At 63.8% G+C, this 20,881-nt stretch carries 20 protein-coding genes and 1 tRNA gene; 13 read left to right on the top strand and 8 right to left on the bottom strand.

Going from position 1 to position 20,881, the window contains the following annotated elements:
• Positions 1-662 precede the first annotated feature (662 nt).
• From VT03_RS05670 to VT03_RS05655, 3 genes are all read right to left on the bottom strand, one after another.
• Positions 663-2,579 carry a recombinase family protein gene (locus VT03_RS05670; protein ID WP_082845967.1) on the bottom strand — a complete coding sequence of 639 codons (1,917 nt, stop codon included), beginning with the start codon at positions 2,577-2,579 and terminating at the stop codon, positions 663-665.
• Between the two features lie 443 nt (positions 2,580-3,022).
• The gene (locus tag VT03_RS05660; RefSeq protein WP_082845966.1) at positions 3,023-4,375 is read right to left on the bottom strand and encodes a tyrosine-type recombinase/integrase; all 1,353 of its coding nucleotides are present in this window, start codon (positions 4,373-4,375) and stop codon (positions 3,023-3,025) included.
• 123 nt (positions 4,376-4,498) lie between these two features.
• A tRNA-Ser gene (locus VT03_RS05655) sits at positions 4,499-4,585 on the bottom strand.
• A gap of 152 nt (positions 4,586-4,737) precedes the next feature.
• Between VT03_RS05655 and VT03_RS05650 the strand changes: the two genes are divergently transcribed.
• The 4 genes from VT03_RS05650 to VT03_RS05635 all read left to right on the top strand — a co-directional run bounded on the left by VT03_RS05650 (position 4,738) and on the right by VT03_RS05635 (position 8,094).
• The gene (locus tag VT03_RS05650; RefSeq protein WP_075092090.1) at positions 4,738-5,907 is read left to right on the top strand and encodes a DUF1570 domain-containing protein; all 1,170 of its coding nucleotides are present in this window, start codon (positions 4,738-4,740) and stop codon (positions 5,905-5,907) included.
• A 113-nt stretch (positions 5,908-6,020) separates the two neighbouring features.
• A complete protein-coding gene (locus VT03_RS05645) occupies positions 6,021-6,419 on the top strand; it encodes a bleomycin resistance family protein (protein WP_075092089.1) in 399 nt (132 codons plus the stop codon).
• A 120-nt stretch (positions 6,420-6,539) separates the two neighbouring features.
• Positions 6,540-7,334, top strand: coding sequence for a TPM domain-containing protein (locus VT03_RS05640; protein WP_197489207.1), 795 nt, complete (start codon positions 6,540-6,542; stop codon positions 7,332-7,334).
• A 61-nt stretch (positions 7,335-7,395) separates the two neighbouring features.
• Positions 7,396-8,094, top strand: coding sequence for a TPM domain-containing protein (locus tag VT03_RS05635; protein ID WP_075092087.1), 699 nt, complete (start codon positions 7,396-7,398; stop codon positions 8,092-8,094).
• Between the two features lie 31 nt (positions 8,095-8,125).
• Here VT03_RS05635 and dnaB read toward each other — a convergent pair whose 3' ends face one another.
• Positions 8,126-9,544 carry a replicative DNA helicase gene (gene dnaB, locus VT03_RS05630; RefSeq protein WP_075092086.1) on the bottom strand — a complete coding sequence of 473 codons (1,419 nt, stop codon included), beginning with the start codon at positions 9,542-9,544 and terminating at the stop codon, positions 8,126-8,128.
• A gap of 546 nt (positions 9,545-10,090) precedes the next feature.
• Here dnaB and VT03_RS05625 point away from each other — a divergent pair.
• From VT03_RS05625 to VT03_RS05605, 5 genes are all read left to right on the top strand, one after another.
• The gene (locus VT03_RS05625) at positions 10,091-12,073 is read left to right on the top strand and encodes a PDZ domain-containing protein (protein ID WP_082845964.1); all 1,983 of its coding nucleotides are present in this window, start codon (positions 10,091-10,093) and stop codon (positions 12,071-12,073) included.
• An 80-nt stretch (positions 12,074-12,153) separates the two neighbouring features.
• Positions 12,154-12,594 (top strand): DUF983 domain-containing protein, encoded by a 441-nt coding sequence (locus VT03_RS34085; protein WP_075092084.1) that lies wholly within the window; start codon positions 12,154-12,156, stop codon positions 12,592-12,594.
• Between the two features lie 5 nt (positions 12,595-12,599).
• The gene (gene lhgO, locus VT03_RS05615; protein ID WP_075092083.1) at positions 12,600-13,817 is read left to right on the top strand and encodes an L-2-hydroxyglutarate oxidase; all 1,218 of its coding nucleotides are present in this window, start codon (positions 12,600-12,602) and stop codon (positions 13,815-13,817) included.
• On the top strand, positions 13,814-13,993 hold the full coding sequence (locus VT03_RS05610; RefSeq protein WP_075092082.1) for a CPXCG motif-containing cysteine-rich protein: 180 nt from the start codon (positions 13,814-13,816) through the stop codon (positions 13,991-13,993). The genes lhgO and VT03_RS05610 overlap by 4 nt, the downstream gene beginning before the upstream one ends.
• A gap of 210 nt (positions 13,994-14,203) precedes the next feature.
• Positions 14,204-14,473: a hypothetical protein gene (locus tag VT03_RS05605; RefSeq protein ID WP_156514310.1), complete on the top strand. Its 270-nt coding sequence runs from the start codon at positions 14,204-14,206 to the stop codon at positions 14,471-14,473.
• Positions 14,474-14,600: 127 nt separating this feature from the next.
• Here VT03_RS05605 and rplT read toward each other — a convergent pair whose 3' ends face one another.
• Positions 14,601-14,969 (bottom strand): 50S ribosomal protein L20, encoded by a 369-nt coding sequence (gene rplT, locus VT03_RS05600; protein WP_075092080.1) that lies wholly within the window; start codon positions 14,967-14,969, stop codon positions 14,601-14,603.
• Positions 14,970-15,105: 136 nt separating this feature from the next.
• Positions 15,106-15,309 (bottom strand): 50S ribosomal protein L35, encoded by a 204-nt coding sequence (gene rpmI / locus VT03_RS05595; protein WP_075092079.1) that lies wholly within the window; start codon positions 15,307-15,309, stop codon positions 15,106-15,108.
• Between the two features lie 182 nt (positions 15,310-15,491).
• Here rpmI and VT03_RS05590 point away from each other — a divergent pair, with 182 nt between their 5' ends.
• From VT03_RS05590 to VT03_RS05580, 3 genes are all read left to right on the top strand, one after another.
• Positions 15,492-16,370 (top strand): hypothetical protein, encoded by an 879-nt coding sequence (locus VT03_RS05590; RefSeq protein WP_075092078.1) that lies wholly within the window; start codon positions 15,492-15,494, stop codon positions 16,368-16,370.
• Between the two features lie 98 nt (positions 16,371-16,468).
• Positions 16,469-17,437 carry an exo-beta-1,3-glucanase gene (locus VT03_RS05585; protein WP_075092077.1) on the top strand — a complete coding sequence of 323 codons (969 nt, stop codon included), beginning with the start codon at positions 16,469-16,471 and terminating at the stop codon, positions 17,435-17,437.
• A gap of 404 nt (positions 17,438-17,841) precedes the next feature.
• Positions 17,842-18,546, top strand: coding sequence for a response regulator transcription factor (locus VT03_RS05580; RefSeq protein ID WP_075092076.1), 705 nt, complete (start codon positions 17,842-17,844; stop codon positions 18,544-18,546).
• 35 nt (positions 18,547-18,581) lie between these two features.
• On the opposite strand, the gene VT03_RS05575 is transcribed toward VT03_RS05580, so the two are convergent.
• Positions 18,582-19,064 carry a hypothetical protein gene (locus VT03_RS05575; protein ID WP_075092075.1) on the bottom strand — a complete coding sequence of 161 codons (483 nt, stop codon included), beginning with the start codon at positions 19,062-19,064 and terminating at the stop codon, positions 18,582-18,584.
• Between the two features lie 519 nt (positions 19,065-19,583).
• Here VT03_RS05575 and VT03_RS05570 point away from each other — a divergent pair.
• Entirely contained in the window at positions 19,584-20,360 is a 777-nt protein-coding gene (locus VT03_RS05570; protein WP_075092074.1) for a (Fe-S)-binding protein, read from the top strand.
• On the opposite strand, the gene VT03_RS05565 is transcribed toward VT03_RS05570, so the two are convergent.
• Positions 20,335-20,796, bottom strand: a complete 462-nt coding sequence (locus VT03_RS05565) for a hypothetical protein (protein ID WP_075092073.1) — start codon at positions 20,794-20,796, stop codon at positions 20,335-20,337. The two genes, VT03_RS05570 and VT03_RS05565, sit on opposite strands and share 26 nt — an antisense overlap.
• Between the last annotated feature and the right edge of the window lie 85 nt (positions 20,797-20,881).

The following is a 20,881-nucleotide window of genomic DNA, read 5'->3' as shown; positions in this document are numbered from 1 at the left end:
GGACGTCCCCGGCAGTTGGTTTGCCAATCATTCGGGGTGAGACCGTCCGCGGGATTCCATTCAATGATCCTGAGTCCGTTCTCCCGGCCCAGTCGTTGGATGAGAAGTTCCGCTTCAAGAGGGTCGGAGGTTTCTGTCCAAGTGCCCAATTGGGGACACTGAAGGCACGAGACGAAAAAGTCGATAGGCATAAGATTCCTAATATGGTTGGTTTGGCAGAGTCCGGCGGAGTGCCGGCTCTGAATTGCAGACAGCGACGCAGCCTTTGAGATGGCGCATTTCGTGTGAGGCCAGCCGCTGCTTCGATTGCGAGACCTCGCCGAAGCCGCAACGGCTGGCCGGGCTCAAGCGGACTGGGATTCTCGATTCGAAACCGCCGAGAGTACATGCAGCTTGGAAAGCAGGCCCGAGAGATGGCCGAGAGTCGACGTGACGAAGGGAACCACGACACCCCTGTTGAGCCGATTCACAAACTCGCATGACCCCAATGTCGCGCTAAATCAGAGCCATAAATCCTCCTCCTTAAATGAAGAAGCCCCGGCCAACGGGCCGGGGCTGGTAACTCACCATCGCGAGGTTGTTGACGGCAACAAAGCCTTTGCCGTGGAAGGCATGCCGCATTTCAACGGCTTGCCCCGCGTCGCCGATCCTGGAAGAACTGGCTACGCCATCGATTTCCCGGGCGGCCGGGGATCTCCAGGATCGCTTCGCGGTTCGGGAGTACCACCTTGCAGTGACTGCTTTCGCCACCGAGGCGCTCTCTCGGGGGCCACAGTCAGAACGCGATAGGGAACAGCGAGCCCCGCGGCCTGCATGAGCGTGTGGTACTTCAATGCATCACAGACGACCTTTTTATGGAGGCCGAGTGCGTCTCCGATCTGCTTCAGCGTCCACGTGGAATTGGACGACTTCAGATCGGCAGCCGCCCTTGCGAAGCGTATCTGCAACGGCTCTTCGAAGGCGTCGATAATCAGCTCCGTCGCGTCCGCGCCATCTCCGGCTGGTACGTGGAGACGGACCCGCGGACGAACCTGCCCGGAATCGAGGGCCTGAACCGGAATGAGCTCAAACTCGGGAAGCATCTGCCTCAGAAGCTCATCGAAGGAGTAGGAGGTCCTTGAGAGTTCAAGCAGCACTGTTTCGAGGTTCTCTTCGATCATCTCCATCGTCGGCAGCACAGTCGGCGAATCGCCGTCAGCATCCAAGGCTTTTAGCTCCGAGCGCAGCCGCTTCAGATGCAATTCCGCCTCGGTGAGCCGCCCCATGAGACTCTCGGACTTCAACTTGAGGAGCAAGTCGGTGACCTCTTTGACCTGCCGCTCCTGTTCACGAATCTCTGTCATGAGCGACTCGCGTCGGCCCGAAGCCCGCTGCAGAGCGCGACGCGATTCGTCCCAAGCGGCACTGACAATCTGCCGGTAAACCGTTGGTCGCCGACGAAGCTCCTCAAGGAGAGCGGGAAGAACCTTCGTTCGAATCATCTCCGCCTGGACCACGGTCTGATTCCAACACCTACGGGGGCGTCCCGGTCCCGCATTGCAGCACCTCAGCTGGCCGCGGCTCAACCAGTACATCGGCTCGCTGCAAATGGCGCAGAGCAGATGTTGCCCCGGCCAATACGTCCGCTTCCGGCTGACGTCCTTTCGGGAGCTCTCGCCGCGCCGGCGTTTGCGAGCGTCCATGTAGTCGAGGAGTTCCTGATGCTCCTCCAAGGTGAAGTGAGCAAGCTCCGGAACGACACGAAACAGCGGATCGCGGTTCTTCTCGCGACGATGATCGCCGGTGGCATAGATGAGCTGGTGGATCGTCTCCCGAAAACGCCGCTCCCCATGCAGCATCGGGTTCCTCAATGTCGTCTCGACCAGCTTTCCGGTCCATTGACCGTTGACGGAGTATTGGCCGGGGAGAATCCTCTCGTCATCGAGCCAATCGGCAACGGCTTCATACGTTGCCCCCCGCAGAACCTGGTTCCGCATTTCAGACAGCACTGGTGAGTCGGTCGGCACCTTTGCGACCCGCTCTCCGCTGCCCTGTGCTGCCTCCTCGGCCGACACGCGCCGGTATCCGAAGCCGACCTTTCCAACCATCCCGCCGCGCTGGAATGTGTGGTCCGCGGTTCTTCGGACGCGACGTCGCACTTCTGGTACGGTCGCCGAGTGCCGCATGACGGCAACGTTCAGCATGATCTCCCATTGCTCGTCGGCCGTGTCGATCGCGTCGCCATAGCAGATCAACCTGGTGCCGTGATCGACGCACAGATGTGCAAAGCTGAACTGAAATGCCGGGTTGCGATAGGCGCGGCTGAGGTCTTCCAAGATGACCAGATCAACCGTACGGGTCGCAATGAGCCGCTTGGCTTCATTGATCGCGATGCGGCTGAGTTTGTTCCCACTCCCGCGCTCACCAAGGCGGACGATCTTCGTTTCGCCGGTGTAGAGTTCCCTCAAGTACTTCTCGCAAGCAGCGTGAGAGGCATCGATATTGTGCATGTCCTGATGTGGCGTGGAGATCCGTCCGGTCATCACGACCATCAGCGGGGATCCTGGAATTCGAGGGACGAAAGGCTTACGGATGCTCATTAGTTAGTACCTCCGTGTACAAGAGAGGAAATGGAATCGGGTCAAAGTCATTCAGTATTGGGGCAGTCCATCGCCTCCCTCAGTGATGCGATCGTTCGGAGCCTGAATCAGGAGACGAATGCCTCTCGTTCTGAGCGTCTCCACAAAGGCGTCCTGGTCATCCGGATTTCGAGACACCCGCGTCAGGTCTTCAACGGCAACGATGTCGAGCCCACGTTGCTCCAATTCTGGGAGCCTTCGCTCCCAGGGGATCCAGTCGGGCCCATAATTGGGGCTAAGACAAAGCCGCCTGAGAAACCGCACGGGCGGGGAGATAATCGACTGGACGTACTGCTTTAGATCTTCGACGGCCTGGAGTACCGACGATCCGTCCTGCGGAGGAACTGAGCTCCGGAGCAGCAGCAGGACGTTCAACGGTCGGACTTGTGGTTGACGAGACTCTTTCATCGAGACGCATCCTTTGCCCATTGGGCAGCAAGAGTGAGGGTTTCTGGCCACGTCCGGAGTGCTCGCTCGATCTCACGAGCCTGTGTCTCCGGACGCGAATGGCTGTAGATCGAAGTCATGCCCAACGCGCCGGTGGCGCCTGCTGGCTTGTGCCCGAGTGTGATCTGCCGCAGCAGTGGATCCACATTGGCATCTTGAAGCAGCGTGGCAAAACTGTGCCGCCAACTCTTGGGGCAGGTAGCATCTTCCAAGCCAATGCCGTTAGAAATGCGTATGAACGATGTGCGGATCTGGTTCGGAGACAGGATCCCAATTCCTGCCCAAAGTGCTTTGGCAATCCGTGCCCGCTCCTGCCGTGTCAGTGGCTGTTTCTTGAGAGCCTCGCTGTATTCCAACCGCCGGGCAAATGTAGCGCGGAGTTCTTTAAGGCTCCCTCTCCGGTCCGAAGGGAGGTCCTCGAATCGGGGACGACGAAAGACGAGCCCGTTCCCCCGATCTCCGATCACCCGAGAGAGAACGGCCCTGACTTCCCACGGGATCGGAATAGAACGCTCGTTCCGGGTCTTGACCGACCATCCGAGGTCCGGCTTGTTGCGGATATGGATCCACCCGCTGCAGAGCTCAACCTCCTCAATGAGGAGATGGCAGAGTTCCCCGGGCCGCATCCCGGTCTTGCTCAGAATGAGGTGCACGGGGAACTCCCACTCCTTGGCAGCCCGCAAGAAGGCCAGCTCGGCTTTTGCGTCAAACACAAAGACCGGCTTGGCGTCCTCAACGGTTAGACGATCGATCGGGAGCTCTGCAAACGGATTCGGAGCGTAGGGAGGTAGGTGGCGTTTGGTCTGAGCGTAGGCATACGCAGACCGGCAGACCTCCAGGATGTACCGCAGGCCCTTGTCCCGAAGTGTTCGCTTTCGCGTGTTCGGATGCCCGTTGGGGGAAATCTGCCGGGTCCGCAGAAATGCCACGAAGTCATTGATTGAAACCCGATGGACCTCCTGCGCGCCATCCGCCGCGAATGCGACGAGATGTTCCAGAGCCGTGCGATACCGGTTCACTGTCGCCAGTGAGGAGCGAAGTACGGTCTCGTGGTATGCGATGAACCGGTCACGGAGCGTCAGAACAGAAACGGGTTCAAATGAGAACAGTGTCGGAGCGCTGACCGTGACCTGAGCGTTCAACTCCGCGGCGACACGCTCTGCTTCCGCCTGATCGCAACCAACCCGACGCCGAATCGGTGTGGACTGGTCATCCCGGTAGTAGACCCACCACGCCCCGTGATGCTGATAGAGAGAGACTTTCCCGACGCGGGTGCGATGTGCACCGCTACGTCTCGACTTGCGAGACATCCGCCGTCCATTCTGGGCACCGAGTGTGCACCATTTGTGCACCAACGACGGCTTCTCGCGCGGGCGGCGTCACCGTAAGTGGTGACGTCGCAGTCGATTACAGCAGCGTGCTGAAAGAAGGAGCGGAGAGGGAGAGATTCGAACTCTCGATACCCTTGCGGGTATACCGGTTTTCGAGACCGGCGCATTCGGCCACTCTGCCACCTCTCCGGGTGGGGCGGAACTGTATCGCGACAAATGAGACAAGTCGAGCGATTCTCGTGCGATTCTGACCGGACCGGCGACATCCGATTGATGGCCCCTGCGGCCGCCGTCTCGCGTCGGTCCGGCCTGCCCGAAGACCGCCATACTGGAAGGCCGGATTGCCCTTCACTCGTCGAGATTGTCCAATCCAGGCGACTTGGCGGAGCCGAACTCTGATCCGGATTTTTCTCTTTCTGTCGCTCATCGTCTTCGTGACCCCGGCGTCGTGGGGAGCGGACCTCGTGACGGTGCGGTCCGAGACGGCGGGCCTGCCGGCAACGGTCTCCGGTGCCGTGATTCTGGAGGATCCGCAGGGTGGGGTGCTGCTGCTGGATCGAGGGGGGCGGTACTGGTCGCTGCCGGCGGATCAGATTCGGGAGAAGACGACCGCTGGCGAGACGTTTGGTCCATTGACCGGGGAGAAGCTCGGCGAGGAGTTGCGGCGGGAACTCGGGAGTTCGTTCGAGGTTGTCCGGACCGAGCACTATGTCCTCTGCACGGACGCGGGGCGGAAGTTTGCCGAGTGGACGGGGCGGCTGCTGGAGCGTCTCTACGTTGGCTTCGAGGAGGAGTGGACGAAGGCTGGGGTGGAACTGGCGGAGGCTCCGTTCCCGTTGCCGGTGATTCTCTTCGCCCGGGAGGCGGACTATCGCGAGTACGCCCGGCGGGATGTCGGTTCGGTGCCGGTCGACATGGGGTACTACTCGTCGCTGACGAACCGCGTCGCACTGCGTGACCTGACCCCGGCTTCGAACCGCAACCCGGACAGCGACCTCTCCAAAATCGTCAGCCCGGCCAACGTCACGACATTGGTCCATGAGGCGACGCACCAGCTCGCGTTCAACCGGGGGCTGCATGTCCGGCTGGCGGACAATCCGATGTGGCTGACCGAAGGGGTGGCGATGTACTTCGAGTCGCCCGACCTGCGGAACTCCTCCGGCTGGAAGACGACCGGCAACGTCAATCGGACGCGGATCCAGCGGTTCCGGGACTATGCCCGCAACCGGCGTCGGCGGGACTCGCTTGAGACGCTCGTGAGAGCCAACGACCGTTTCGCGAAGCCCGACACGGCGGCGGATGCGTATGCGGAAGGGTGGCTGCTGGTGCATTTTCTCCGGCACAAGCATCCCGAGGAGTACGTCGCCTTTTTGAAGACGCTCGCCACGAAACAGCCGCTCGACATCGGGACCGACGAGGACCGGCTGGCTGCCTTCCGGACCGCGTTCGGCGGGGATCTGTCGAAGCTGGACAAAGAGCTTCAGGCCTACGCCTCGCGACTCGCCCGCTGAGCGGCCGCTCGCCGATGTCCCCGGCTTCGGCGTATGCTGTCGAGACATGTGCGGCTGGCTGTCGTGTCCCGTCGCCAGCAGACGGTTTTGCTCCCTGGCCCGGCTCGATTCCCATGAACGCTCAGCACCTGACGCCGATCCTGAACGTCTCCGACATGGAGCAGAGCTTCGACTGGTTCACGCGGCTGGGGTGGACGAAGCGTTGGGACTGGCAGGCGACCCCTGACGCTCCGGTCACGTTCGGGGCGGTCGGCTCCGGCCAGTGCGAAATCTTTCTCTGCCTGGGTGCCCAGGGCGGAAGCGGGCAGGTGGGGGACCGCGAGATGGGAATGTGGATGTCGATGTGGGTCGCGAAGGTCGATGCCGAGTTTGCGAACTGCCAGGCCAACGGGATCGAAGTCACCCGGCCTCCGAAGGACGAGCCCTGGGGCGTCCGCGAGATGCACGTTCGCCATCCGGACGGGCACATCTTCCGGATCAGCCAGTCATCGGATTGCCCCGAACCGGCCTGATCGTTCGGTTGCGGGATTGGGCGATTCCGGATCGGGGTGTGTTCGCCGATGATCCGATGTCGTCTCCCTTCCGTTTCTCTGGCCGCGGTCGATCCGCATTTCGGACGATGGAGCAGAGCATTGGTCAATTCTTTGAAGAGCCTTCGAGTGTTCGCCGCGGCGACGCTGCTCGTTCTTGGTCTCGCCTCCTCGGCGAGGGCGCTCGAGATCACTCTGGAGCGGCCCGGCGAGCGGGAGTTCGTCCGGGATCTGGCGGGACTGATCGATGATGACGACCGGAAGCAGATCCGCGCGATCGCTGACAAGCTCCTGACCGACAAGGCGACGCCGATCATCGTCGTGACGATCGACTCGATGGCGGAATGGGGCGGCGAGGGGATGACGATCGAGTCGTTCTCGACGATCCTTTTCAACCAGTGGCAGATCGGCCACGCCAAGCTCGGGAACCAGGACTGGAACACCGGGATGCTGCTGCTGGTCTCAAAGGGGGACCGGCGGGCGCGGATCGAGCTGGGAGGTGGCTGGGGGCGGCGGGAGGACGCGGCCGCGCGGAGAGTCATGGACAGCCTGATCGTTCCCCGCTTCAAACAAGGAGAGTTCTCGAAGGGGATTCTGGCGGGGGTCGAAGGGCTGGATGCGATGGCACGGAAGCTGGAACTCCCGACGGCTCCCCGGCCCGCTTCGCACTATCTGATGGGAGCGGCGTTTCTGGGACTGGCGGTTTTCACCGGGGTCTCGTTGTATCGGCGGGGGAGCAGCGGCTGGGCCTGGCTGCTGTGGGGCGTCGTCTTCTCCATTCTAGGGACGATTCTGTATCAGATGCTGAACAACCGTGGCAGCGGCGGAGGCGGCTTCGGCGGTGGGTCGTTTGGGGGCGGGTCGTCCGGCGGGGGCGGGGCGTCCGGATCGTGGTGACGGATTGATTGCCGCGAAAGAATTGGGAAGCGGTCGTGTCGAAGGGGCAGGCAAAGCGAAGATGAATAATCGGATCGACGATCAGTTCTCCAGCACCCAGCGGCAGGCCGTCGAAGAGGCGGTCCGCCGCGCCGAGGAGACGACCGCCTGCGAGATCATTCCGGTCGTGGCGGAGGCGTCCGGCCGATATGACCGCGGCGAGGACATGATCGGCCTGTGGTGTGGCGTCCTCGCCGCCATCGCGATCTGGACGTGGTTCCCCGCTCGCTCGGTCGAGGCCGGAAGCGGGGCCTGGGGAGCCGGAACCGGTGCTCTCGGCCTGGTCCTGCTCGTGGCCGGGATCGTGGGAGGGTTTCTCGTGGGGGCCGTCATTGCGTCGCGGACCGCCTGGCTCCGGCGGCTGGCCGTCCCGCGGAAGCAGCAGCACGAAGAGGTCGCCCGCCGGGCCCGCGAGGTGTTTTTCGACCAGCGGGTACATCACACGGCGGGGCGGAACGGGCTGTTGATCTACGTCTCGCTCCTGGAGCACGAAGTCACCGTGCTGGCGGATCAGGAAATTCTCGCCCATCCGGCTCTTGGGACTCTCTTGCTGGAACGGACACGGGACCTGCTCGTAGGGCGCCTGAAGACCGGGGACGTAGCGGAGGCACTCGCGTCCACGATCCGGGAGATCGCGCCAACGCTCGCGGCCGCGCTCCCCATCCGTCCAGACGACACGAATGAACATCCGGACGCGCTGGTGCTGCTCCCCTCTCCGTAATGGGGCAGAACCGAGCGACTGGCCGGACCGGTCAGAACCCTTCGGGCTCGGAGATCGGGCTCTTGTCGCCGAACTTGAGGGCGTGCTTGAGCCAGACGAGCTCAGCGGTGCCGATCGGACCGTGACGGTTCTTGGCGACGATCAGGTCCGCTTCTCCCGGGCGATCGTCCGGCTCGTAGGCGTCCGGGCGGTGCAGGAACATGACGATGTCGGCGTCCTGCTCGATCGCGCCGGATTCTCGAAGGTCGGCGAGACGGGGCCGCTTGTCTTCCCGCTGCTCGACGCCGCGGTTGAGCTGGCCGAGGGCGATCACCGGAATGTGCAGTTCCTTGGCGAGGAATTTGAGGCGCCGCGTGATGGACGAGATCTGCTGTTCGCGGGGGAGGTTCTTGTCTTCCGCTTCGATGAGCTGCAGGTAGTCGATGATCACGATGCCGATGTCGTTGCTTCGCTTGAGACGCCGCGAGACGGCGGCGATGCGGGTCATGGTCTGGCCCGCCTGATCGTCAATGAAGATCGGAAAATGCCGGAGCTCGTTGGAGCCCTCGGTCAGGGCGTATTGCTCCATTTCGTCGAGCGTTCCCTGCCGGAGCTTGTGGCCGTTGAGCTTGGCGTGGATGCACAGGAGACGCTCGGCGAGTTCCAGCTTGGACTGTTCCAGGCTGAAGAGCAGGACGCCGCCGCCGGGGGCGTTGCGGGTCGGTTTGCCGGCAGCCTGGTCGTTTTCCCAGACCCCATGCGCGTACTTGGAGATCGCGAGGGCGAAGTTACAGACGAGGGCGGTTTTCCCCATCGCGGGGCGGGCGGCGAGGACAATCAGTTCCGAGGGCTGGAAGCCGCTCAGCATGTCGTCGAGGCTGTTGAACCCGGTCGGGATGCCGCTGATGGCCCCTTCCTTGTCCATGCGTTCGAAGATGCGGGCGAAGGTCTCTTCGAGGATGTCGGCGATGGCGTTCTTCGAGATCCCGGTCTGGTTCTCGACGATCTCGAAGATGTTCTTTTCGGCCCGGGCGAGGATGTCCTCGATGTCGTCGTGGCCGTGGTAGGCCTCGCGGAGGGAGTCGGTGCAGACGTCGATCAGGGACCGCTGGAGCGCCTTGTTGCGGACGATCTTGGCGTAATATTCCGCGTGGGCCGCGTGCGGGACGGTCTCGAGGACCTTGAGGATGTAGGGGACACCGCCGACGGCGTCGATGTCTCCACGGCGGTCGAGTTCGTCGCGGAGGGTGACGGCGTCGATTCCGCGGATGCCTCCTTCGTACATGGCATGGATGGCATCGAACATTTTGCGATGCGCATCGGCGTAGAAGTGGTCCTTCTGGACGTGTCCGACGACGTCGTCCATGGCCTGGTTGTGGATCAGGACGCTGCCGAGGACGCAGCGTTCGGCTTCCAGGTCTTGTGGGGGGACCTTGTCGAAGAGTTCGGCGGGGGAGGAGGCAGCGGGCATAGAGCAATATTGTAACGCCCGGGGCTGCGAGGATGAGTGTGTGACGCTCAGGACGCCGGAGGGAAGGATTTCTTGGGAATCCTGATGTGGAGAACCTGTCAGAACATCGGTGAGAACCACGTCCTTGCCGGCACGGCGCCGCTACGTCAAACCCAACGTGCGACGGCAGCCGGGGTCAAGGGGGCAACCCCTTGCCGCCGGAGGCATTTCGATGAGGAACCGTGGGACACAACGGACGTTCGCTTTGTGGAACCAGCTATGCGGACTCCCCCACAGCACACCGCTCGCTTTGCAATTCCCGCGGGTTGGTGAGGGTGCATCCGACACGTTGTCGGAGTTTGGACGCGCACTCCTTTCGATCGTTTCCGACGAGACGGCCTCCGGCGGGCAAGAGGGCGTTGCCCCCTTGCATCCCCCACCAGGGGTGACCCCCTGGACCCCGGTTGGCCAGGGACATCACGGGAACATCCCGCTGCCGAGCGCCGTCCTACTCCGAACCGTGCAATCCGAATAGACTTGGGAAACCTTTTCCTCGCAGGGATTCGCATGTCCTCCTGGTCTGGCGTTCAACGGCTCGGCGCATGCATGGCAATCATGCTGACGCTGGCCTCCCCGGCTCCACCCCCCGCCCTCGCTCAGTCCACCTCGCTCGACCTCCAGGAAGAGGCCGCCTTCAAGCAGGCCGCGACCCTGGCTGAACCCTCGATCGTCCAGATCCAGACCGTCGGCGGCCTCGATGTCGTCGACCAGATCCTCGTCGCCTCGGGACCAACGACCGGCGTGATCGTCTCCGACGACGGATACGTCATCACCAGCTCCTTCAACTTCCTCAACAAGCCCAGCTCCGTCATCGTCCTGACCGCCGACGGAAAGAAGTACCCCGCCGAGATCATCGCCGCCGACAAAGCCCGCAAACTGACGCTCCTCCGGATCGAGGCCCGGGGGCTCACTCCCCTCCCCGCCGCCCCCAAATCCGAGTTCCGCGTTGGCCAGTGGAGCATCGCCCTCGGCCGGACCTTCGATTTGTCCTTCCCGAGCCTGTCGGTCGGCGTCCTCAGCGCGCTGGACCGGATCTACGGCCGGGCGGTCCAGACCGACGCCAAGATCTCCCCCGTCAACTACGGCGGACCGATTGTCGACGTTCAGGGGCGGGGCATCGGCCTCTTGGTCCCCATGTCCCCGCAGGAAGACGCCGAGACCGCCGGCGTGGAGTGGTATGACGGCGGGATCGGTTTTGCCGTCCCGATGGAAGACATCTACCGCGTCCTCCCCCGGCTCAAGACGGGCGAGACGCTGATGCCCGGCCTGATGGGGGTCAGCTTCTCGGACATCAGTCCGCTGGCGGGCGAAGCCCGCGTGGACCGGGTCCGGCCCGAGTCCCCCGGAGCCAAGGCGGGGCTCAAGGTGGGTGACGTCATCGTTGAGATCGACGGCCACAGGACTGAGCGGATCCCGGCTCTGCGGCACTATCTGGGGAATAAGAACGCCGGCGAGACGATACGCGTCGTCGCCCGCCGCGGCGAGGAATCGATCACGGCGGAGATCAAGCTGGCCGATGTCCTGCTGCCGTACGAGTCCGGATACCTGGGTGTCCTGCCGGAACGGGTCGAACGCGACGCGGGAGCCTTCAGTGGCGCCGGAGTTCGCGACGTCCTTCCGGGCTCCCCCGCCGAGGGCCAGATTGCACGGGGCGACCGGATTGTCGGTTTCGGCGACGCGAAGATCGCCACGGCGGAAGAACTGCTCGATCGCGTCAGCCGCGTCAAACCGGGAGAGACGGCGAGCGTTCGCCTCCTCCGCGGCGGTCAGGAGCGGACGGTCGAGCTGAAGCTGAAATCGATTCCGAACGAGGTCCCGGCCGAACTCTCCCCCTCGCCGATCCCATCACGGCCCGCTGAAGTCGGGCTCGACGGACGGCAGATCGGCCGCTTCGAGGCCCAGATAGCCGGCGAAGAGCGGAAGTTCTGGATGTACGTTCCGGACGACTACAACCCGCGTCACGAGTACGCCGTCCTCGTCTGGATCCACCCGCCGGGCGACACGCTGGAGGCGGACTTTCTCAAGGCGTGGCAGGTCGAGGCGAACCGCCGCGGCGTGATCCTGGTCGGGCCCCGGGCGGAGGACCTGGCGCGATGGACGCCGGACGAGGCGGACTATGTCAAAGGGATCATGGAGTGGGTCCGCGAGCAGTATTCGGTCGACGAGAAGCGGATCGTGGTCCACGGCCATCGGGATGGCGGCTTCGCCTGGCTCGTCGGCTTCCGGCAGCGGGAGACCTTCGGCGGGCTGATGATCTCCGGGACGCCGCTCAAGCAGGCCCCCGCCGACAACGACCCCGCCACCCGCCAGCAGATTCTCCTCATCGCCAGCGGCACCGAGCCGGTCGTGAAGGCGATTCAGCAGACCGCGGCAGGACTCCAGCGACTCAAGTTCCCGGCAACATTGATCGAAGGGACGGACGGCAACGCGTACCCCACGGACCAGGTGGAAGCGATGGCTCGCTGGATCGATCTCCTGGACCGGATCTAGAGGCGTTTCGCTTTCGCACCCTGATCGCTCTCCGTCCCGTCCCTTCCGCGACAGCTGGCCTCCTGCGGCTCCTTGTCATCATGACCGACCCGACCGACGATCAAGTCCCCGCCTCCGCGCCATCGCCATTTTCCGCTCCCGGGGCTCCGCGGCCGACGATCGAGACGCTCCTGGGACGGGCGCTCCGCTTGAAGTGTCCCCGCTGCGGGAACGGGCCACTGTTCGTCGGATGGTTCACGATGCCGGAACGCTGCCCGAACTGCAACATGAAGTACGAGCGGGCTCCCGGTTACTTTCTCGGGTCGGCCTACGTGAACTACGGCATCACGGCGGTGGTGCTCATGTTCGCCTACTTCGTCCTGCACTTCGGCTTCCGCTGGTCGAACCGCCAGCTCGCCCTCCCGCTGTCGGCGTTCTGCGTCCTCTTTCCGCTCTGGGCCTTCCGCTACGCCCGCGCGGTCTGGCTGGCGCTCGATTGCCACTTCGACCGCTACGTCATGACCGACGAATCGACGGAGTGAGCGCGATGCCGGACTTCTTCACCGACGTGGCGATCGTGGGGGGCGGGATCGTCGGACTGGCGACGGCGTTCCAGCTCCTGCGGCGGTTTTCCGGAACCCGCGTCGTCGTCCTCGAGAAGGAAGACCGGGTCGCTCCCCACCAGTCCAGCCACAACTCCGGCGTCCTGCACACCGGGATCTACTACCGGCCGGGGTCGCTGCGGGCCCAGAACTGCCGCGCGGGAAAACTCGCGATGCAGGCGTTCTGCGACCAGGAGGAGATTCCCTACCGGATCTGCGGCAAGGTGATCGTGGCGGTCTCCGAAGCAGAGCTCCCGCAGCTCGACGTTCTCTTTCAGCGCGGTCAGGCGAACGGCGTCCGCTGTTCGATGCTGACGCAGGAGGAGCTGCGGGAGATCGAGCCGCACACGGCCGGGATCCGCGCCATCCACGTCCCTGAAGCAGGAATTGTGGATTACCCCGCGGTCAGCCGAAGGCTGGCGGAACGGATCCAGGAGGTCGGCGGGACGATCCGGCTCGGCGCGCGGGTCACGGCGATCCGGGAATCCAGCGACCGGATCATCATTGAGTCCACGAAGGGGGCGGTTGAGTCGCGGTTCCTGATGACCTGCGCGGGGCTCCACGCGGACCGCGTCACGAAGCTCAGCGGGCGCGTTCCCGAAGCGCCGATCGTTCCCTTCCGCGGGGAGTACTACCAGCTGGTTCCCGAGGCAGAGCATCTCTGCCGCGGGCTGATCTACCCGGTTCCCGATCCGAAGTTCCCGTTCCTGGGCGTCCACTTCACGCGGATGATCCACGGCGGGGTCGACTGCGGGCCGAATGCCGTGCTCGCCTTCGCCCGGGAAGGGTATCGCCGGACGGACCTCAACCCCGCGGACCTCTGGGAGGCCCTCGCCCATCCGGGCTTTCGCCGTCTCGCGCTGCGAAACTGGCGGACGGGAGCGGGCGAGATGTGGCGGTCGTGGAACAAGGCGGCCTTCGTGAAGGCCCTCCAGCGGCTCGTCCCCGCGATCCAGGCAAAGCATCTCATTCCCGCCCCGGCGGGCGTCCGGGCGCAGGCCTTGCGTCTCGATGGGACGCTGGTCGACGACTTCGTCATCCAGCAGTCCGGCCGGGTCGTCAACGTGGGAAACGCCCCCTCCCCCGCGGCGACGTCGTCCCTCAATATCGGAAACCTGCTGGTCGACCGACTCGCCCCTCAGCTCGAGGAGACACGATCATGAAGGAAGAGGCCAGCTATATCTGCGACGCCTGCGGAGAGGAGATCGTCGTTCCGATCGACTTCTCGGGCGGAGAGAGCCAGGAGTACGTCGAAGACTGCCCGGTCTGCTGTCGCCCGAACATCGTCCACGTCGAGATCGACGACGGGGACGTCCGGGTCTGGGCCGAGCCGGAGTAGAGCCTTTCCCGTCGCTTCGATTCCGGCGGGGACCGTACGGGCTTGACCGGGGCCCATGCCAACAAGGTGTCGCGTTGGACTCATGCGACGAGGTCCCGTTGGGAGAAACCCATTTCAGCGAAAGCCTGTATTCGCGGGGTCTGCGGACCAGTTTGGGAAGGGGATTTGCCCCTTTAGCTGGCGTGTCCGAGGTTCCCGGAGCCGAAAGCCATGCGAAAAATCACTCTTGTTGCTGATCAGTGGAGCTGCCTGAATCGACTGCACTTTGCCCCGATGCGCCGTGTCTTCGCCGAGGACGAATGCGGCGACGACATCATCGGGACGCTTATCCACGAAGGCCTCGCCCGAGAGGAGGGGGATCACGCCGTCGTGACCTCCCTCGGAGAGAAAGTTCTCGAGGCAAACCCGCCCTCGTTCGCTTCCGGCATCCGTGTGTGGATGGCTCCAGGAGGCCCCGAGGAGCCCGGGGCCGAAGAGTAGATCCCGCTCCCGACCGAGCCGGAGTCACTTCTCTCTGTATCCCCTTCGCGCCTTGGTGCCTGACTCAAAAACGAAAACGCCCGGTGAGGTCACCGGGCGTTTCGAACTCGAATGTCGATCGCTTCGATCAGGCCTTGGCGGCCTTGTCGAGGGCGGCCTTGACCACGGCCGTGATCTCGTCGAAGACCTCGGTGTTGTGGATCGCCAGTTCGCTGAGCATCTTCCGGTTGAGGTCGATGTTGGCGAGCTTGAGGCCGTGGATGAGCTGCGAGTACCGCAGGCCGCGCATTTCGGCGGCGGCGGTCAGACGCATGATCCAGAGCTGGCGGAAGTCACGCTTGCGCACCTTGCGGTCGCGGAAGGCGTAAACGCGGGCGCGGCGGACGTGCTCCTGAACCGTACGCCAGAGCCGGCGCAAACCGCCGACCCGTCCCTTGGCTTCCGCGAAAATCCGCTTCTTCTTCTTGTGGCGGGACTTCCCGTACTTAACTCGCATGGCTCACGTCCAGACGACCTGCTGACAGGTCCGACAGTAGAAAACAGGAGACTGACTGACGAAAACTGAAGACGGGCTGACGTCCCGCGATCGGAAGAATCGCCCCCGAATCCGGCGTCCACCCCGTCGCAGGAAACTACACACCCGGCGCCAGGCAGGCCGCAATCTTGATGGCGTTCGTTCCGGTCAGGACGCCGTCCTGACGGAGGTGACGCTTGCGGTTGCCGCTCTTCTTCCCGAGGATGTGGCCACGGAAAGCTTTACGGTGCTTGACTTTGCCGGTGGCGGTCACTTTGAACCGCTTGGCCAGTCCTTTGTGGGTCTTATTGGGCTTGGGCATCGTCCGCTCTCAGCCAAAAATCGGAAAGGGAAAAGTATAACGGCGCGTTCTGGGTTCCGCCACTCAACATTCATGGAAGTTCGCAACCGCTTCTTGCCCCCCTTCCCGTCGTGTGGCAGACTGTCTTGGCTTGCGACTTTTTTCCCCGAAATGCCGGCCACCGCGCTAGTTCGGAAACTGACATGACCGTTCGTTCACTCCTTTCCCTCCCGGTCCGCCTTATTGTTGCCGGTTGCCTTCTCCTCGCCGGCGGCACGACCGCCAGCGCCCAGGGGCTCCTGTGGAAGCTTCCGAAGGAAGAGGGAAAATGGGTTCGGTTTGAGGGGACTTACAAGCAGACGGTCCACCGGCCGAACAACGCCGAAGGGGACCTGAACGTCGAGTGGACGAAGCACATTACGATCAAGTCCCTCAAGTCGGAAGAAGTCGAGTGGCGGGGCGAGAAGCAGCCGGGCTGGTGGATCGAGATCAAGGCGGTCACCGGGCAGGTGAAGGAAGGGATCCTGGAAGCGGGCCCGGGCGGAAGCCGAATCTACAAGCTCCTCGTTCCGGAAAAGGCGATCCGCGGGACCGTGACGGAAGAGGTCGGCCCGGGACGCGAGATCTTCGTCTCCTATATTCCGATCGTCCGCGGCTTCCGGAAGACCGGCGATGAAGCGGCCGTCGCGATCGACTCCGGGACCTTCGACCTCTATCCCGTCGTTGCCCAGCTCCGGCACTACCGCGACCTGATGGCCGGTGCTGAAGAAACCGTCCAGACGCCACTCGGCGATGCTGCCGGGACGACCTGGACCGCCACCGCCACCTCGGAAACGCCGACCTCCCGCATCACGACGTCGACCGAACTGGTCCGGACCGACGATCCGAAGTTCCTGTTCGGCGTCGCCAAGTGGACGGCGAAGTCCGCTTCGGAAACGAAGCCGTCGACCGCCTCCCGGGACGAGTTCCAGCCGGATGTCGAGATCGAGGAGACGATGACCGCTACCGAAGCGGGAGCCGGAGCGGAATCGGAGATCGCCGACGCCGTCGCGGCCGCGGAGTCTTCGCTCAAGACCCGATGAATTGCATGCGGAAGCCGCCGCGGCGCGCTTGAAGGGGGCGGACGAGGCGGGGAGACTGGCGGGACACCCCACTCCCCGATTTTCCGGCGGATCTGATTATGCGCACCGTGATTGGCGTCGTGCTGGCGTGTCTGTTTCTCGGGCCTGGTTCCAGCTCCGGAGCGGCGGCCGAGCTGATCCTGCGGTCCTGCAAGTTCTTTGACTATCTCACGGGGCGGCAGCCGGCGACGATGATCGCCTACACGCCGGCGGAGCTGGATCCCCGGAATGCGGCCAACCAGCGGGCCCTCAAGACGAGCTCCGTCCGGGCGGACCTGGAGGCTCTGCGGCCCGCCTTCGACGGTCTCATCCTCTACGGCTATCACGAAGCCTGTACGCCCCGCATCCTGGCAGTGGCGAAGGACCTCAAGTACCGGGCCGTGCTCCTGGCGATCTGGGATCCTCGGTCGCAGGACGAAGTGGACGGGGTCGCGGATCTGGCGAACACGTTCGCCGGGGACATGGCGGTTGGCGTCCTGATCGGCAACGAGGGACTGACGTTCAACCGCTATGAGGAGGAGGACCTCTTCATCGCTGCCCGTCGACTGCGGGCGAAGCTCCCGGTCGGAATCCCCTATTCCACGAGCGAGCCGCTCGTCGGCTATCAGCGGGAGTCGCTCGTCGACTTCGGCGACTTCCTCGCTCCCAATATTCACCCGGTGTTCGACCGCCCGAACATGGCGGCGAAAGAGGCGGCCGAGTGGGTGCATCAGGAGGCGGCCGCCCTGGCCCGCCGGTCCGACCGTCCGGTCCTGGTCAAGGAGACCGGCTTTCCGCACGCGGGCCGCAACAAGTACACGCCGGAGCTTCAGGCCGATTTCTGGCGGGAGTACACCGCGCCGGGATTGCTGGCGCGATCGGGAACCGGGGCCGGAGCGTGGCGCTATCACGGTGTGTCGTTCGAGGCGTTCGACCTCCCTTGGAAGAGCGAGGAGAGCAAGCTCGACATCGAGAAGTCCTGGGGGATGCTGAACCCGCAGCGACAGCCGTATCCCGCCTTTGACGTCTGGGTCAGGCTCAGCCGGTAGTGGCCCGGCGCCGCAGGATTTGAAACACAGAGGACACAGAGAGGCGGAGGATGGGAGCCACAGATGAATACGGATGAACGCAGATGATGGGGAGACACTCTCCCAGTTCGCCGTCCGATCCGGTCTTTCTCTGCGTCCTCTGCGCCTCCGTGTTTCAAAAAACCGGCCCCGCTTGAAACTCGGAAGCGTCATTCTTTCAATTCGGCCCAGCCTCCTGCCTTGGCCGCGGCAGACCGGCGACTTGTCTTTCTCCGTATCTCTGTAGTTCAGACCGCTTGGGACACCCACGTTCTGCCCGGGGCCCTTCTCCTGAACGGCTTCTTCGCTGTTCGTTCGCGGAGCCTTTACTGAATTCCAGTGTTCTTACGGCATCGGAGAGCTGAGCGCTACTTTGTCTGCCGGTGATGTCCAGAAACCGTATCCTAGTCGTCGACGACGAACATTCGATTGTTGAGGTCCTCTCGTACCATCTGTTGCGGGAAGGGTTCGACGTTCAGACCGCCGGCGATGGCCTGGAGGCGCTCCAGAAGTGCCAGCTCCGCGCCCCCGATGTCGTGGTACTCGATCGGATGCTTCCCGGGATCGATGGACTGGAAGTCCTCCGTCGGCTGCGGGCGGACCGGCGGACATGCGATATCCGGATCCTCATGCTGACCGCCATGGCGAGCGAAGAGGATGAGATGGTCGGGTTCCTGGCCGGGGCCGACGACTATGTCGTCAAGCCGTTCCGCATCAAGGCGCTCGTGGCGCGGATCCAGTCGCTCTCCCGCCGCCAGGATCCGACCGAAGACAGTCAGGTGATTCATCACGGTCCGCTGAGGATCGACCGCGTCAATCACGTGGCGACCGTCGACGACAAGGAAGTGTGGCTGACGCTGACGGAGTTCCGCCTGCTGTGGGCCCTGGCGAGCCATCCGGGGCGGTGGATTTCCCGCGGCGAGCTGCTGACGCACTGCCGCGGTGAGAATGCCATGACGATGGAGCGGACGGTCGACGTTCACATCCGGAGTCTGCGCGGCAAGCTCGGGGCAGCCGCGGCGCTGCTGGAGACGCTCCGCACCGTGGGGTACCGGCTGCGGCGGATGGAAGATCCGGTCTTCAACAGCTGAGTTCGCGGCGGCGGGGCCGTTTGTCCGGGCGGGGACTACCGTTGCTCGGCGTCGCGCGTTTCGAGATCGAAGAGGTGGTGGGCGCTGCGTCCGCTGATGACGCGTCGCTCAAGCAGTTCCCGGGCGATGCGTTCGACAGCCCGCCAGTTCTCGGCGCGGGAGAGGATCGAGTCCGCCTTGCTCATGAGCCGCCGTTGGAGTTTTTCGACCTGTTTCGGTCCGGCGGCCCGCATCTCGGCCAGTTCCTGGACTTCGCGGAGATCCTGTCGCGCTCCGACCTCGCAGTAGTCTCCCTGGTGGAGGGCTTCGGCAGCGGGGCCACCCAGGAGGATCAGGATTGCGGTTTCGAGGGCGTCGGGATTGGGGCGGAAGGTTCCTTTGCGGATTTCGCAGTGGCCCAGGCGGACCCGGTCGGGCTCGATGCTCACCGCGTGGACCGGCCGTCCGAGGGCGAGGGCCATGACGGCGTGGCCGGCCTCGTGGTAGGCGGTGACGATCTCTTCGGTAGAGTGGGTCATGGAGCCGGAGGGTACTGGCTGGAGGCCGATCTGTCCTGCGGCCCGAACCGCGTCCTCGCCGGCACGGCTCTGCCACGTCAAACCCAACGTGCGACGGCAGCCGGGGTCAAGGGGGTCTCACCCCCTTGCCGCCGGAGGCGCTTCTGTGAGGAACCGTGGTACACAACGGGCGACCACTTTGTGGTGTCGGCGTTGAGGACTCCACTCTCGGTCTGCAATACAGGCGGGTTGGTGAGGGGGCATCCGGTACGTTGTCCTCGCTTGGATACGCACTCCTTCAGACGTCTCTCGACGGCCAGGCCTCCGGCGGGCAATGGGCCAGAAAAACAACACAGGCCCCTCTGCACTCCCCACCAGGGTGCCCCTGGACCCGGTGAGGGCGGGCCACATTCCACCTTCCAGAGATTGCGAATCACCCCCCATCGCTTCCCTCACCTCCCACACCCCCCCTAATCTGGCAGACCAAGATCCGGGGCGCCCAACCGCGCCCCATTCCCTCACGGAAGCGCCGGACCTGTCATGCGGGTGGGGTTGTTCATTCCCTGTTACGTCGACCAGCTCTACCCCGATGTCGGGATGGCCACCGTCGAAATCCTCGAACGCCTCGGCTGCACAGTCGACTACCCCGAGGAACAGACCTGTTGCGGCCAACCGATGGCCAACACCGGCTGCTGGGCCGAAGCCCGCCCCCTCGCGGAACGGTTCGTCGAACTCTTCGCCCCCTACGACGCCATCGTCTGCCCGTCCGGCAGCTGCGTGGCCATGGTCACGCACCACTACCACGACCTCTTCCCCCACGGCCACGAGGCCTACGAGGCGGTCCGGAAAAAGACCTACGAGCTCTGCGAATTCCTGACCGACGTGATGAAGATCGACCGCTGGGAGGGACGCTTTCCCTACCGCGTCGGGCTGCACAACAGTTGCCACGGGCTGCGGGAGCTGCGACTGGGAAAGGCGTCCGAGCGGATGGAACCGGACTTCAGCAAGGCGCGGCAACTGCTGCAACTGCTGGACGGGATCGAGCTCGTGCCGCTAGAGCGGCCTGACGAATGCTGCGGCTTCGGCGGGACGTTCGCCGTCTCCGAGGAAGCGGTCTCCTGCATGATGGGGAACGACCGGATCCACGATCACGAGAAAGCGGGAGCCCAGGTCATGACCGCAGGGGACATGTCCTGCCTCATGCACCTCAGCGGCCTGCTCCGCCGCCAGAAGAAGCCGCTCCAGGTGATGCACATCGCCGAGATCCTTGCGGGCCGGCAGCCGAAAGAGGTCAGTCCGCTGGTCGCTCCGGCTTGAGCCGTCGGGCGAGATATCGGATGACCGAGTCGAATGTCCCGTCAATGGTTCCTTGCGGCGCCGCTTCGTCGCCGCACGTCAGCGGCGGCTTGAGGTTCTCGGCCAAGGGGATCCGGACCCGGAATTCCCGCTCAATCCGGTAGATGACGTCCGCAAAGTCGAGGCCGTCGTAGATGGCGGCGATATTGTCGTCGGGCCACAACCCCGCCAGGTCTTCACCGAGGATCGCTTCGAGCAGCCGCCGGTATCGAATCGGAATGTCTCGCGGAATCTCGGTGCCGGCGTAAAACTTGTCGTAGAACGCCGCGTCGTTGAGCTGAGGACGGGCAGCCCGCTCGGTCTTGTAGACCCGCTCGGTGGGGATGTTCCCAAGTTCCAACTTGCCGGCGATGGCACAAAGTGGACTCAGCAGCATGGCGAGCATTCGCTGAAACATGACGACTTTTCCGACGCTGACCGGCGGGCCCTCGCGATTTGAATGCGTCCGAAGTCCACATTAGCATTCCGCGTCGGGTTGCACG

The sequence above is a fragment of the Planctomyces sp. SH-PL14 genome (assembly GCF_001610835.1).
In the GTDB taxonomy this organism is placed as follows: Bacteria; Planctomycetota; Planctomycetia; order Planctomycetales; family Planctomycetaceae; genus Planctomyces_A.
The sequence above is the reverse complement of the archived record's forward strand: the minus strand, read 5'-3'. Positions and strand labels throughout refer to the sequence as shown.

Coding starts and splice junctions, on each gene's coding strand:
- VT03_RS05660 (WP_082845966.1), bottom strand. CDS start 4,375: ATGTCTCGCAAGTCGAGACGTAGCGGTGCACATCGCACCCGCGTCGGG.
- VT03_RS05570 (WP_075092074.1), top strand. CDS start 19,584: ATGCGGGTGGGGTTGTTCATTCCCTGTTACGTCGACCAGCTCTACCCC.
- VT03_RS05625 (WP_082845964.1), top strand. CDS start 10,091: ATGTCCTCCTGGTCTGGCGTTCAACGGCTCGGCGCATGCATGGCAATC.
- VT03_RS05590 (WP_075092078.1), top strand. CDS start 15,492: ATGACCGTTCGTTCACTCCTTTCCCTCCCGGTCCGCCTTATTGTTGCC.
- VT03_RS05575 (WP_075092075.1), bottom strand. CDS start 19,064: ATGACCCACTCTACCGAAGAGATCGTCACCGCCTACCACGAGGCCGGC.
- dnaB (WP_075092086.1), bottom strand. CDS start 9,544: ATGCCCGCTGCCTCCTCCCCCGCCGAACTCTTCGACAAGGTCCCCCCA.
- VT03_RS05605 (WP_156514310.1), top strand. CDS start 14,204: ATGCGAAAAATCACTCTTGTTGCTGATCAGTGGAGCTGCCTGAATCGA.
- VT03_RS34085 (WP_075092084.1), top strand. CDS start 12,154: ATGACCGACCCGACCGACGATCAAGTCCCCGCCTCCGCGCCATCGCCA.
- rplT (WP_075092080.1), bottom strand. CDS start 14,969: ATGCGAGTTAAGTACGGGAAGTCCCGCCACAAGAAGAAGAAGCGGATT.
- VT03_RS05580 (WP_075092076.1), top strand. CDS start 17,842: ATGTCCAGAAACCGTATCCTAGTCGTCGACGACGAACATTCGATTGTT.
- rpmI (WP_075092079.1), bottom strand. CDS start 15,309: ATGCCCAAGCCCAATAAGACCCACAAAGGACTGGCCAAGCGGTTCAAA.
- VT03_RS05670 (WP_082845967.1), bottom strand. CDS start 2,579: ATGAGCATCCGTAAGCCTTTCGTCCCTCGAATTCCAGGATCCCCGCTG.
- VT03_RS05585 (WP_075092077.1), top strand. CDS start 16,469: ATGCGCACCGTGATTGGCGTCGTGCTGGCGTGTCTGTTTCTCGGGCCT.
- lhgO (WP_075092083.1), top strand. CDS start 12,600: ATGCCGGACTTCTTCACCGACGTGGCGATCGTGGGGGGCGGGATCGTC.
- VT03_RS05645 (WP_075092089.1), top strand. CDS start 6,021: ATGAACGCTCAGCACCTGACGCCGATCCTGAACGTCTCCGACATGGAG.
- VT03_RS05635 (WP_075092087.1), top strand. CDS start 7,396: ATGAATAATCGGATCGACGATCAGTTCTCCAGCACCCAGCGGCAGGCC.
- VT03_RS05565 (WP_075092073.1), bottom strand. CDS start 20,796: ATGTTTCAGCGAATGCTCGCCATGCTGCTGAGTCCACTTTGTGCCATC.
- VT03_RS05610 (WP_075092082.1), top strand. CDS start 13,814: ATGAAGGAAGAGGCCAGCTATATCTGCGACGCCTGCGGAGAGGAGATC.